The following is a 13618-nucleotide window of genomic DNA, read 5'->3' as shown; positions in this document are numbered from 1 at the left end:
TATTATTGCTGGCAACTCCACTTCACGCGGAAGGTTTACTCTCGGGCTCGTCAGCCGGATCGCCGGTATGCTTGCCCTCTTCCGTGCCCTGCCAGCCATGACGCTGGATCAACGACAGGTGATTACGGTCCTCGTTAATGATTTCCGTCAGCATCGCGCTGGTGCGTTTGAACACCGCCGCACGCTCGGTGGCCGTACTGCCGGCCATCACCGCCATCTCTTCCACCATCTCGGTATTAAAGCGGCGGAACAGGTCCGCGCGTTCGCGCGCTTCATACGCGCCGAGCCCCAGATTTTCCAGCGCCATACGGCCAGACTTCAGCGCACCTTCGAACGTTTCACGCTCCGGCGCGTCTACGCCCGCCTGTCGCAGCCTGATGTAGTGATCCACATCGCGCGCGCGGGAGATAATGGTCAGCGCCGGGAAATGTTCTTTTACCAGCTCCACCATCTGCATGCTGGTTTCCGGATCGTCAATGGCGTTAATCAATACCTCGGCTTTTGCCGCCCCGGCGGATTCCAGCAGATCGACGCGGGTCGCATCCCCGTAAAACACCTTCATATCGAATTTACGCAGGGTATCAACATGGTCGGGATCGTGATCGAGGATGACCATTTTCACCCCGCTGGAGAGCAGTAAACGACCGACGATCTGCCCGTAGCGGCCAAACCCGGCGATGATGACGCGCGGCTGCTCCTCGTCAATCTCATCGGCTTCGCGCTCCTGCTCGCTGTCAGATTTTTCCAGGCGCGTCAGCACCACCAGCAACACAGGCGTCGCCGCCATCGACAGTGCGACCGCCAGCGTCAGCGCTTTCGCCCACTCGGGATCGAGTACGTTTGCCATCTGCGCGGCGCCAAAGACCACGAACGCAAATTCACTCCCCTGCCCCAGCAGCACGGCAAACCAGCGGCGCTGCCTGCCCGGCACGTTCAGTGGACGAGCAATCAGCCACAGCATCACCATTTTAATGACCAGGAATCCAACGAGCAGGATGACGATCCGCAGCGGGTGCGTCACCAGCGTGCCGAAGTCGACGGACATCCCGACGCCGATGAAAAACAGCCCCAGCAGCAGCCCTTTAAACGGCTCAATATCGCTTTCCAGCGCGTGACGGTATTCAGAGCTCGCCAGCAGAACGCCTGCGAGGAACGCCCCCATCGCCATCGACAGCCCGGCTTCCTCCAGCAGCAGACCGAAGCCAAACACCAGAAACAGCGCCACGGCGCTGAACACTTCGCGCAGGCCAGAGCGGGCAACAAACCGCAGCAGCGGGCGGGTCACGTAGCGGCCAAGCAGCACCACCAGCGCCAGCGCGCCCGCCACCTTCAGCGCCGACAGCGCGAAAGCGCCCAGCGTGGTAGAGGAACCGCTGGCCGCCAGCAGCGGGATCATCGCCACCAGCGGGATAGCGGCAATGTCCTGGAACAGCAGCACCGAGAACGCGCTGCGTCCCATCTGGGATACCGTCAGGTTACGCTCGTTCATCGCCTGCATGGCAATGGCCGTTGAGGAGAGCGCCAGCGTCATGCCGATGAGTTCTGCCACTTTCCAGTCCATACCCAACAGGATGCAGAACCCGCCCAGCAGCAGGCCGCAGGCCACCATCTGCAGCGCCCCACCGCCAAATACCGAGGCGCGGAGCTTCCACAGCCGCTGGGGATCGAGCTCCAGGCCAATCACAAACAGCATCAGCACCACGCCGATTTCAGCGAAATGCAGAATCGCCTCTGCATCCGTGACCAGTCGAAAGCCCCACGGCCCAATGACGCAGCCCGCAATCAGGTAGCCGAGAACAGAGCCCAGCCCCAGGCGTACCGCCACGGGCACAATCAGCGCCGCCGCGCCGAGGTAAATCAGCGCCTGAATCAGCGTATGGCTATCCATGGTGCGCCTCCTGCCACTCAAGTAAGCGTTGTTTATAATGGCGAGCCTGCGCCTGCAGCGTTTCATCGTCGCAAACAAACGTGCAGTGCATCGCAAAAGGCGGGAGCCAGTTCAGACCGCAATACAGCGCGGTCGCCTGCAGCGGTTGCGCCAGGACGTCAAAACCCGGGAAGGAACCGATATCAAAGTGGCTTTCCCCTCCGCCGGTGGTGACCGCCCACATCAGGCTTTTCCCTCTTAGCGCATCGCCGTTGTGGCCATACGCCCAGCCGTGGGAGAAGACTTTATCAATCCACAGCTTCAGGAGCGGGGGCGTGCTGTACCACTGCATGGGATGCTGCCAGATAATCAGATCGGCACGGGAAAGCGCCTCCTGTTCGGCGGCGATATCAATATTAAAATCGGGATAAAGTTGATAGAGGGAACGTATCTCTACGTTATCAAGCGTCCTTACCTGCTCAAGCATCCGCTTATTCGCATGCGAGTGCTGCGGATAAGGATGGGCATAAATTATCAGAATCATTGATTAGCCTGTTGTTACTGCTTTCTTTTAACAAAAGAGTGTAGTCAGTAATTCAACAGGCTAATAGTGAATATTATTGACGGGCTTACGTCAGAATTCTGAATTAGTTATCCAGCTCGCCCATGGATTTCACCTGGTCACGGTTGATCTGTTCGGTTTGACCGGTTTCGGCGTTCTTGTACGACACCAGACCGGTATCGTCATCCACCTGCGGTTTGCCGTCGGTGACAATGGTTTTGCCATCGGTGGTTTTTACGGCCTGATTAGACGAACAGCCCGCAACGGTAAACATTGTCGTGGCAGCCAGAACGGAAGCGATCAGTAATTTATTTTGCATGGTGTTTTCCCCTGCTCTCAGTTGAATTTCGTTATCGACCTAACCATTTTAGGCTAACTGACTGAAAGCGGATGAAAAACCAGAAGGTTCTGAAGATGGGGAAAATGCCCGGCAGCCGAACGGCACCGGGCATTTTGACTTACTTGCTAATCTGCGCGTGCATTTCCTGCACCGAAATCACCTTCTCGGTGGCATCCGCGTTCAGTGCCATGGCCGTCGCGAACCCGCCGTTCAGGGTGGTGTCGTAGTGCACTTTGTACTGCAGCGCGCTGCGGCGAATCAGCTTGGAGTCTTCAATCGCCTGGCGGCCTGCGGTGGTGTTGATGATGTAGGTGTATTCGCCATTCTTGATACGGTCCTGAATGTGCGGACGACCTTCATGCACCTTGTTCACCAGACGCGGGTTGATGCCGGCTTCGCCCAGCACAATCGCCGTACCGTGGGTTGCATCCAGCTCGAAGCCCTGTTTCAGCAGCTTGGCGGCCAGGTCAACCACGCGCTCTTTGTCGCCTTCACGAACCGAGAGCAGCGCACGGCCTGATTTTCTCATGGTAGAGCTACTGCCCAGCTGCGCCTTCGCGAACGCTTCTGCGAAGGTGCGGCCCACGCCCATCACTTCCCCGGTCGAGCGCATTTCTGGCCCTAACAGCGGGTCAACGCCCGGGAATTTGTTGAACGGCAGCACCACTTCTTTCACCGAGTAGTACGGTGGAATGATCTCTTTGGTCACGCCCTGCTGCGCCAGCGTCTGGCCCGCCATCACGCGCGCCGCCACTTTCGCCAGCGGTACGCCGGTGGCTTTGGAGACGAACGGTACGGTACGTGCCGCACGCGGGTTCACTTCTATCAGGTAGACTTCGTTATCTTTCACCGCGAACTGGACGTTCATCAGACCGCGAACCTGCAGCTCAAAGGCCAGCTTCTGCACCTGCTGGCGCATCACGTCCTGAATCTCCTGGCTCAGGGTGTACGCTGGCAGAGAACAGGCCGAGTCACCGGAGTGCACGCCCGCCTGCTCGATGTGCTCCATGATGCCGCCAATCAGCACCATTTCGCCGTCGCAGATGGCATCAACGTCCACTTCTACCGCATCGTCGAGGAAGCGGTCGAGCAGCACTGGCGCATCGTTCGACACGCTCACCGCCGTCTGGAAGTAGCGGCGCAGGTCGGCTTCGTCATACACGATTTCCATCGCGCGGCCGCCCAGCACGTACGAAGGACGTACCACCAGCGGGTAACCAATCTCTTTCGCCTTCTCAACGGCCATTTCGATGGCGGTGACGGTGGCGTTCGCCGGCTGCTTCAGCTTCAGACGGTCAACCGCCTGCTGGAAACGCTCGCGGTCTTCCGCACGGTCAATCGCGTCCGGGCTGGTGCCGATAACCGGCACGCCTGCGGCTTCCAGCGCGCGCGCCAGCTTCAGCGGGGTCTGGCCGCCGTACTGCACGATAACGCCTTTTGGCTTCTCGATGCGCACGATTTCCAGCACGTCTTCCAGGGTAACCGGCTCGAAGTAGAGGCGGTCAGAGGTGTCGTAGTCGGTAGAGACGGTTTCCGGGTTACAGTTGACCATGATGGTCTCGTAACCGTCTTCGCGCAGCGCCAGGGAGGCGTGTACGCAGCAGTAGTCGAACTCGATGCCCTGGCCGATACGGTTTGGACCGCCGCCCAGCACCATAATTTTGTCGCGGTCGACGGACGGGTTCGCTTCGCACTCGTCTTCATAGGTGGAGTACATGTATGCGGTGTCGGTCGAGAATTCAGCCGCACAGGTGTCCACGCGCTTGTAGACCGGGTGCAGGTCGTACTGGTCGCGCAGCTTGCGGATTTCCGCTTCACGCACGCCCGCCAGCTTAGCCAGACGCGCATCGGCGAAGCCTTTACGCTTCAGCACGCGCAGGAAGTCAGCGTCCAGGCCGTTGATGCCCAGCTCAGCTACCTGCTCTTCCAGACGCACCAGCTCTTCAATCTGCACCAGGAACCAGCGGTCAATGTTGGTCAGGTTGAACACGCCGTCGACGGACAGGCCCGCGCGGAAGGCATCGGCGATGTACCAGATACGCTCTGCGCCCGCGTCTTTCAGCTCGCGGCGGATTTTGGTCAGTGCTTCCGGGTCGTCCAGGCTGACTTTCGGGTCAAAGCCGGTCGCGCCCACTTCCAGGCCGCGCAGCGCTTTTTGCAGGGATTCCTGCTGCGTGCGGCCAATCGCCATGACTTCACCAACAGATTTCATCTGGGTAGTCAGACGGTCGTTGGCGCCGGCGAATTTCTCGAAGTTGAAGCGTGGAATTTTAGTCACAACGTAGTCGATGGACGGTTCGAAGGACGCTGGCGTGCGGCCACCGGTGATGTCGTTCATCAGCTCGTCGAGGGTGTAACCCACCGCCAGCTTCGCCGCCACTTTTGCAATCGGGAAGCCGGTGGCTTTAGAGGCCAGCGCGGAGGAACGGGACACGCGCGGGTTCATTTCGATAACAATCAGACGGCCAGTTTTCGGGTTCACGGAGAACTGCACGTTAGAACCGCCGGTTTCCACGCCGATTTCACGCAGTACCGCCATCGAGGCGTTACGCATGATTTGATACTCTTTGTCGGTTAGGGTCTGGGCTGGCGCAACGGTGATGGAGTCACCGGTGTGGATACCCATCGCATCGAAGTTTTCGATAGAGCAGACGATGATGCAGTTGTCGTTTTTATCACGCACCACTTCCATCTCGTACTCTTTCCAGCCAATCAGCGATTCATCAATCAGCAGCTCTTTGGTTGGGGAGAGATCCAGACCGCGTTCGCAAATCTCTTCGAACTCTTCGCGGTTGTAGGCGATACCGCCGCCGGTACCGCCCATGGTGAACGATGGACGGATAATGCACGGATAGCCCACGTCAGCCGCGACGGCCAGCGCTTCTTCCATATTGTGTGCGATACCAGAACGCGCGGTGTCGAGGCCGATTTTCTTCATCGCCACGTCGAAGCGGCGACGGTCTTCTGCTTTATCAATCGCGTCGGCGGTCGCACCAATCATGGTCACGCCGAATTCGGCCAGCACGCCCTGACGCTCCAGCTCCAGCGCACAGTTCAGCGCCGTCTGGCCGCCCATGGTTGGCAGCACCGCGTCCGGGCGCTCTTTCTCAATGATTTTACGCACCACTTCCCAGTGAATCGGCTCGATGTAGGTTGCATCGGCCATTTCCGGGTCGGTCATGATGGTTGCCGGGTTAGAGTTCACCAGGATAACGCGGTAACCCTCTTCACGCAGGGCTTTACACGCCTGCGCGCCGGAGTAGTCGAATTCGCAGGCCTGGCCGATGACGATCGGGCCAGCGCCAAGGATCAGGATGCTTTTTATGTCTGTACGTTTTGGCATTGTCTTCTCGGCTCCTGATTATTTAGCGGTCTTACGGTATTGCTCGATAAGTTCGATGAAGTGATCGAACAGCGGCGCGGCGTCGTGTGGGCCCGGGCTGGCTTCCGGGTGACCCTGGAAGCTGAATGCTGGCTTATCGGTACGGCGGATACCCTGCAGGGTGCCATCGAACAGCGACTTGTGGGTCACGCGCAGGTTAGCCGGCATCGAGGCTTCATCGACGGCAAACCCGTGGTTCTGCGCGGTGATCATCACCGTGTTGTTATCAATGTCTTTCACCGGGTGGTTACCACCGTGGTGGCCGAACTTCATCTTAACGGTGTTCGCACCGCTCGCCAGCGCCAGCAGCTGATGGCCAAGGCAGATGCCGAATACCGGGATGTCGGTTTCCAGGAAGGACTTGATGGCGGCGATGGCGTAATCGCACGGCGCCGGGTCGCCAGGGCCGTTGGACAGGAAAATACCGTCCGGATTCATCTTCAGCACGTCTTCGGCAGACGTTTGTGCCGGAACCACCGTCAGGCGGCATCCGCGGTCAACCAGCATGCGCAGGATGTTGCGCTTGGCGCCGAAATCGTAGGCCACCACGTGGAACGGCAGCTCGCTCTCTTTTTTCGCTTCCGGCAGGTCGCCTTCCAGCGTCCAGCTACCCTGCGTCCAGCTGTAGGCTTCAGCGGTAGTTACTTCTTTCGCCAGGTCCATGCCGTTCAGGCCCGGGAAGGCTTTCGCTTTTTCCAGCGCCAGGGCCGCATCGAGGTTATCACCCGCGATGATGCAGCCGTTTTGTGCACCCTTCTCGCGCAGCAGACGCGTTAACTTACGGGTATCGATATCGGCAATCGCCACGATGTTATGGCGCTTCAGGTAAGAAGAGAGGTCTTCGGTATTGCGGAAGTTGCTGGCAATCAGCGGCAGGTCGCGGATGACCAGGCCTTGCGCATGTACCTGAGAAGATTCTTCGTCAGCCGCATTGGTGCCGACATTGCCGATATGAGGATAAGTAAGAGTAACGATTTGGCGAGAATAGGAAGGATCAGTGAGGATTTCTTGATAACCGGTCATTGAAGTATTGAAAACGACTTCCCCAACCGCCGAACCCGTTGCCCCTATGGCCCGACCGATAAACTGGGTTCCGTCTTCCAGAACCAATAGCGCTGACTTAATCAAAACACCCTCCAGAGAATATTCACTCACTTTATTTGCATATTAATTCATAACCATGTCATGAATCAATGCAAATGTGTTGCCAGCGGATTTTTGGCAAACGGCGGCATTCTGGGGATTTGGTGGGTAAAAGTCAACTTAAAACGGATATTTTGTTTAGTCTTTTGCAGGCCTGGTGAAAGGAATGCGGCTTAAGCGACAAAAAGATCAGGTAAATCACTGCAGAAAACGCTTGCGCACCGGGTTTAATAAAAAATAACGCGATGGAGCATAATAAAGTGGACCAAATGGTCAAAGTTTACATTTCAGTAACGTAAAAATGCAGAAAGAGATATAGTTTTATGGGTTTAAATAAAAATACACCACGAGACAGGTAAAATAAAAGGGCAATAAAATATTGCCCTATGCAATCAATCAATTACGACTGCAATAACCACATCACGATGGGTAATAATGCTTACAAATTGTTGAGATCGAGCACATCTCGCATATCAAAAAGGCCATCTTTCTTGTTTTTCAGCCATAAAGCGGAACGTACGGCGCCGTTGGCGAACGTCATTCGACTGGAGGCTTTATGCGTAATTTCGACACGTTCGCCAATATCGGCGAACATCGCCGTGTGTTCGCCGACGATGTCACCCGCTCGCACGGTTGCGAAACCAATGGTTCCCGGCACGCGTTCGCCGGTGTGACCTTCACGGGTATAAACCGCGCAGTCTTTTAAATCTTTATCAAGTGCATGAGCAATCGCTTCGCCCATCGCCAGCGCCGTGCCTGATGGCGCATCAACTTTGTAACGGTGGTGAGCTTCTACGATCTCAATATCGGTATAGTTGCCCATCACTTTCGCGGCCTTCTCCAGCAGCTTCAGCATGACGTTAACGCCCACGCTGAAGTTTGCGGCGAAGACAATCGCAATCTCTTTTGATGCATCCTGGATAGCCTGCTTACCCGCATCGTCAAAACCGGTGGTGCCGATCACCATCCCCTTGCCGTGCTGGCGACAAAAAGCCAGATGCGCGAGCGTCCCTTCCGGGCGGGTAAAATCGATGAAGACATCGAAGTCCTCTTTTACCGCCTCCAGGCTGCTTTGCACGGTAACGCCCGTGTGGCCTGCGCCCGCCAGCTCACCGGCATCGGTCCCCAGAAGCGATGAACCTTCACGCTCCAGGGCCGCACCAAGCGCGACGCCATCCATCTGAAGTGCCGCCTGAATAAGCTGACGGCCCATACGTCCACCCGCGCCCGCAATGGCGACACGGATCTGTGCATCATGCATAGTTATTCTCTTACGTTAAAATGATGTAAACCGTTTTCAGATTAACCAGCCTTGAGAAGCACTGCCAACTGAAAACACCGATAATTAGAATTTAACGTGAAACCGACTTAAATATCAGTAAAAGACATGATTTTGTCGTCACGATAAAGTAACGGGTAAAAAAAAGGCCAGCACAGGAGGTGCTGGCCTTTCATCAGAAAAAGGACTATTCGACTTCGCGGGCGTCGATGCGCAGTTCTTTCGGGACTTCGAAAACGATGTTCTCTTCACGTCCTTCCAGCGGCACCGCTTCGCCACCACCCAGCTCCTGCAGTCGGGAAATGACGTTCTGTACCAGAATATCGGGCGCAGACGCCCCGGCCGTCACGCCGACACAGGCCGCGTGTTTAACCCACTCTTCCTGAATATCTGACGCATCATCAATCAGGAAAGCCATTTTCCCCATACGCTGCGCCAGTTCGGCCAGACGGTTGGAGTTAGAGGAGTTTTTGGAGCCGACCACCAGCACCACATCCGCCTGTTCAGCCAGTGCGCGCACCGCTTCCTGACGGTTAGTGGTCGCGTAGCAGATATCATCCTTACGCGGACCGACGATTTTCGGGAAGCGCTGGCGCAGGGCGTCAATCACGTCTGAAGTATCGTCTACGGAGAGCGTTGTCTGGGTCATAAAAGACAGACGGGCTTCATTTTTTACGTTCAGCGTAAAGACATCTTCCGGCGACTCGACCAAATACATGCCCCCTTCCGGGTTACTGTACTGACCCATGGTGCCTTCAACTTCCGGATGACCGGCATGGCCAATCAGAATCGACTCTTCACCGCGACGGCTGGCGCGCGCCACTTCCATATGCACTTTTGTCACCAAAGGACAGGTAGCATCAAATACGGTCAGGTCGCGGCTTTTCGCCTCGTTGCGTACCGCCTGCGAGACGCCGTGCGCGGAGAAGATCAGGATCGCACCGTCCGGCACTTCGCTGATCTGCTCAATGAATATAGCGCCGCGCTCGCGCAGGCTGTCGACCACGTAGCGGTTATGCACCACTTCGTGACGCACATAAATCGGCGCGCCGTAAATCTCCAGCGCGTTTTCAACAATGCTGATAGCGCGGTCTACACCGGCGCAAAAGCCGCGCGGGTTAGCCAACAGGATCTGCATTTCAGGCCTCCAGTGCAGGATCGATTTCCAGCACTTCAACATCAAAATGAACGGTACGCCCGGCAAGCGGATGGTTGAAGTCAACGGTAATCGAGTCGCCGTTGATTTCGCGGATCACGCCAGGCATTTCGCTGCCGTCCATAGCGGTAAAGAGCATAATCGCTCCGATTTCCGGTTCACCCGCGTCCATAAACTCGCGGCGCGAGAAATACTGGATCAGGTCCGGACTCGGCACGCCAAACGCGGCATCCGGCTCCAGCGAAAAGGCTTTTTTCTCACCCTCTTTCAGACCGAGAAGCTGCTGCTCAAGACCTTCAGACAGGGAGGTATCGCCAAGACGAAACAGGGCCGGTTTGCCGTTGTTGCGGGTGGATTCGGCCGTGGAGCCGTCATCCAGCTTCAGCGTGAAGTGAACGAGAACCGCGCTGTTGCTCTGTACGGATTTAGACATGCAAATTGCTCGCTTGTTTTGGGTCACCTGTTGCCCGGTGGCGCTGCGCTTACCGGGCCTACGGGAGGCCACAAATTCTGTAGGCCGGGTAAGCGCAGCGCCACCCGGCATTGACAATTAAGCCTGCTCTTTCGCCGCCGGTTTCGGCAGGAAGCCTTCCAGCACGATTAACGCGGCGCCTACGCAAATTGCGGTGTCGGCCAGGTTAAAGGTCGCGAAGTGCCAGTCGCCGACGTAGAAGTCGATCATATCGACCACAAAGCCGTGCCACAGGCGGTCAAACAGGTTGCCCAGCGCGCCGCCAATGATCAGCGCGTAGGCGATGTTATTCAGCTTTTGCGTCGCCTTCGAACGGTACATCAGCACCGCGAGGATCACGCAGATACCGAGAGCGATACCCGCAAAGAACCAGCGCTGCCAGCCGCCGCTGTCGGCAAGGAAACTAAACGCTGCGCCGTAGTTACGCGCGTAGTGCAGGTTAAGCGACGGGAACAGCGGGACCGTCTCCCCCAGAGCGAAATTCTGGAGGATCAGGAACTTGCTGCCCAGATCGATAATCAGCACCACCACAACCAGCCACAGCCAGCGCAGTCCTGTTGAACAGAGAGTTTTACTCATCAGGCAAACTTACGTTTTTCGCCGTCACCGGCGACGTTGCTTACACAGCGTCCGCAGATGTCTGCGTGTTCCGCCACCTGGCCAACATCGGTGGTGTAATGCCAGCAACGCGGGCATTTCTCACCGTCGGCTTTGCTCAGCGCGACTTTCAGTCCTTTGAGCAGTTCGCTCTGCTGAGCATCAGCAGAAGCCTCGGCATAATCCGCAACTTTCGCGCCCGAGGTCAACAGGACAAATCGTAATTCATCGCCCAGCGCCGTCAGCTTCGCCGCCAGCTCCGGTTCGGCGTACAGCGTGACTGCCGCTTCCAGAGAGCCGCCGACTTTCTTGTCTGCACGCGCCTGCTCGATAACCTTGTTCACTTCGCCACGTACTTTCAGCAGCTCGTCCCAGAAGGCATCGTTCATTGCTTCGGTGCTGGAGAGATCGAACAGACCTTCGTACCACTCGCCCGTGAAGACATACTTCTCACGGTCGCCCGGCAGGTAGCCCCAGATTTCATCTGCGGTGAAGGACATGATCGGCGCCATCCAGCGCACCAGCGCTTCTGCGATGTGGAACAGCGCGGTCTGGCAGCTACGACGCGCCACGCTGTCCGCCTTCGCGGTGTACTGGCGGTCTTTGATGATGTCGAGGTAGAACGAGCCCATCTCGATGGAGCAGAAGCGCATCAGGCGCTGCACCACTTCGTGGAAGTCGTAAGACTCATAGGCTTTCAGGATATCCTCCTGCGCCGCTTTCGCGCAGCCTACCGCCCAGCGGTCCAGCACCACCATCTCTTCCGGTTTCACCATGTCTTTTGCCGGATCGAACCCGTTCAGGTTCGCCAGCAGGAAGCGCGCGGTGTTACGGATACGACGATAGCTGTCGGCGGCACGCTTCAGGATCTCGTCAGACACCGCCATTTCGCCGGTGTAGTCGGTAGAGGCCACCCACAGACGCAGAATGTCTGCGCCCAGCTTGTTCATCACATCCTGTGGAGAAACGGTGTTACCGATAGATTTGGACATCTTGCGGCCCTGACCATCCACGGTGAAGCCGTGAGTCAGTACCTGACGGTAAGGTGCTTTACCCTTCATGGCGGTGGAGATCATCAGCGATGACATGAACCAGCCGCGGTGTTGGTCGGAGCCTTCCAGATACATGTCGGCAGCGTGACCGGCAAATTCCGGACGCACGTCAACCACGGAGGAGTGGGTAGACCCGGAGTCGAACCACACGTCCAGGGTATCCGGCACTTTTTCGTAGCTGTCTGCGTCAGCGCCCAGGATGTCGCGGGCGTCGAGATCCCACCACGCCTGAATGCCGTCAACTTCGACGCGCTTCGCCACTTCTTCCATCAGTTCCAGCGTGTTCGGGTGCAGCTCCTGCGTCTCTTTATGTACGAACAGAGACATCGGCACGCCCCAGGTACGCTGACGGGAGATACACCAGTCAGGACGGTTAGCCACCATGGATTCGATACGCGCCTGGCCCCAGTCAGGGACCCACTGCACGCCTTTGATCTCTTTCAGAGACTGCTCGCGCAGGCCTTTCTGATCCATGCTGATGAACCACTGCGGGGTCGCACGGAAGATGATTGGGGTCTTGTGACGCCAGCAGCACGGATAGCTGTGCTGCATTTTTTCAACGTGCAGCAGCGCGCCGCTGGTGCGCAGCATGTCGACGATGATGTCGTTCGCTTTGAAGACGTTGATGCCGTCCAGCGCCGGATAGGTGCCTGGCAGGTAAGATCCGTCCGGGCCAACCGGGTTAGCGATTTCCAGGCCGTACTTCAGGCTGATGTTGTAGTCGTCAGGGCCGTGGCCACCGGCGGTATGCACCGCACCGGTACCCGCTTCCAGCGTCACGTGGTCGCCCAGGATCGCCGGAACGTCGAAGTCCAGGAACGGGTGTTTGAAGCGCATCAGCTCCAGCGCGTCGCCTTTCACGGTGCCCAGCACGGTGTAGTCGGTGATATGCGCGCGCTTCAGCACGCTCTCAACCAGATCTTTCGCCAGAATAACCGCCTGACCGTCAACCTGAACCAGCGCGTATTCGAACTCACCGGACAGGGAGATCGCGCGGTTGGCCGGCAGGGTCCACGGGGTGGTGGTCCAGATAACCAAAGAGATCGGGCCGTTAACGGACGAAACGCCAAATTTGGCTTTCACCGCATCCTGATCGACGGCATGGAACGCCACGTCGATAGACGGAGAGGTTTTGTCGTAATACTCCACTTCCGCTTCTGCCAGCGCAGAGCGGCAGTCCACGCACCAGTGCACCGGCTTAGCGCCTTTGTGCAGGTGTCCGTTACCGATGATTTTACCCAGCGCACGGATGATGTTGGCTTCGGTTTTGAAGTCCATGGTCATGTACGGGTGCGACCAGTCGCCCAGCACGCCCAGACGGATGAAGTCAGCGCGCTGACCGTCAACCTGCGTAGCAGCGTATTCGCGGCACTTCGCACGGAACTCGGCGGCGGTGAACTTCTCACCCGGCTTGCCAAACTCTTGCTCCACTTTCAGCTCGATTGGCAGACCGTGGCAGTCCCAGCCCGGAACGTAAGGCGAGTCATATCCCGTGAGGCCTTTGGACTTCACGATAATGTCTTTCAGAATCTTGTTAACCGAGTGACCAATATGAATGCTGCCATTCGCATATGGAGGGCCATCATGCAGAATGAAGGATTTTTTGCCTTTTTTGGCTGCACGAATGATGCCGTACAGGTCATCATCGGTCCAACGCGCCAGCATTCCCGGTTCGCGCTTGGCGAGATCGCCGCGCATCGGGAACCCTGTTTCCGGCAAATTCAGGGTTGATTTATAGTCACTCATCAGATTCTCGGTTCCGTATTTA

At 57.2% G+C, this 13618-nt stretch carries 10 protein-coding genes; all 10 read right to left on the bottom strand.

The features are described 5' to 3' along the window. Positions 1 to 22 precede the first annotated feature (22 nt). The gene (kefC, locus tag L370_RS11730) at positions 23 to 1888 is read right to left on the bottom strand and encodes a glutathione-regulated potassium-efflux system protein KefC (RefSeq protein ID WP_023334472.1); all 1866 of its coding nucleotides are present in this window, start codon (positions 1886 to 1888) and stop codon (positions 23 to 25) included. Next, complete coding sequence (gene kefF / locus L370_RS11735) at positions 1881 to 2411, bottom strand: glutathione-regulated potassium-efflux system oxidoreductase KefF (protein ID WP_023334471.1); 531 nt, start codon at positions 2409 to 2411, stop codon at positions 1881 to 1883. The genes kefC and kefF overlap by 8 nt, the downstream gene beginning before the upstream one ends. A gap of 103 nt (positions 2412 to 2514) precedes the next feature. Next, positions 2515 to 2748 carry a YgdI/YgdR family lipoprotein gene (locus tag L370_RS11740; protein WP_023310357.1) on the bottom strand — a complete coding sequence of 78 codons (234 nt, stop codon included), beginning with the start codon at positions 2746 to 2748 and terminating at the stop codon, positions 2515 to 2517. Between the two features lie 139 nt (positions 2749 to 2887). Further along, positions 2888 to 6112, bottom strand: coding sequence for a carbamoyl-phosphate synthase large subunit (gene carB / locus L370_RS11745; protein WP_023334470.1), 3225 nt, complete (start codon positions 6110 to 6112; stop codon positions 2888 to 2890). Between the two features lie 18 nt (positions 6113 to 6130). Further along, complete coding sequence (carA, locus tag L370_RS11750) at positions 6131 to 7279, bottom strand: glutamine-hydrolyzing carbamoyl-phosphate synthase small subunit (RefSeq protein ID WP_023334469.1); 1149 nt, start codon at positions 7277 to 7279, stop codon at positions 6131 to 6133. A gap of 454 nt (positions 7280 to 7733) precedes the next feature. Then, positions 7734 to 8555, bottom strand: a complete 822-nt coding sequence (dapB, locus tag L370_RS11755; RefSeq protein ID WP_023334468.1) for a 4-hydroxy-tetrahydrodipicolinate reductase — start codon at positions 8553 to 8555, stop codon at positions 7734 to 7736. Positions 8556 to 8760: 205 nt separating this feature from the next. Next, positions 8761 to 9711: a 4-hydroxy-3-methylbut-2-enyl diphosphate reductase gene (gene ispH, locus L370_RS11760; RefSeq protein ID WP_023334467.1), complete on the bottom strand. Its 951-nt coding sequence runs from the start codon at positions 9709 to 9711 to the stop codon at positions 8761 to 8763. 1 nt (position 9712) lies between these two features. Further along, positions 9713 to 10162, bottom strand: coding sequence for an FKBP-type peptidyl-prolyl cis-trans isomerase (fkpB, locus tag L370_RS11765; protein WP_003856450.1), 450 nt, complete (start codon positions 10160 to 10162; stop codon positions 9713 to 9715). 117 nt (positions 10163 to 10279) lie between these two features. Further along, positions 10280 to 10780: a signal peptidase II gene (lspA, locus tag L370_RS11770; protein ID WP_023310352.1), complete on the bottom strand. Its 501-nt coding sequence runs from the start codon at positions 10778 to 10780 to the stop codon at positions 10280 to 10282. Continuing rightward, positions 10780 to 13596, bottom strand: a complete 2817-nt coding sequence (gene ileS, locus L370_RS11775; protein ID WP_023334466.1) for an isoleucine--tRNA ligase — start codon at positions 13594 to 13596, stop codon at positions 10780 to 10782. The genes lspA and ileS overlap by 1 nt, the downstream gene beginning before the upstream one ends. Positions 13597 to 13618 lie beyond the last annotated feature (22 nt).

Origin of the sequence: Enterobacter sp. MGH 24 (assembly GCF_000493015.1) — a bacterium.
Lineage (GTDB): Bacteria > Pseudomonadota > Gammaproteobacteria > Enterobacterales > Enterobacteriaceae > Enterobacter.
This window is presented reverse-complemented; position numbering and strand designations above follow the sequence as displayed.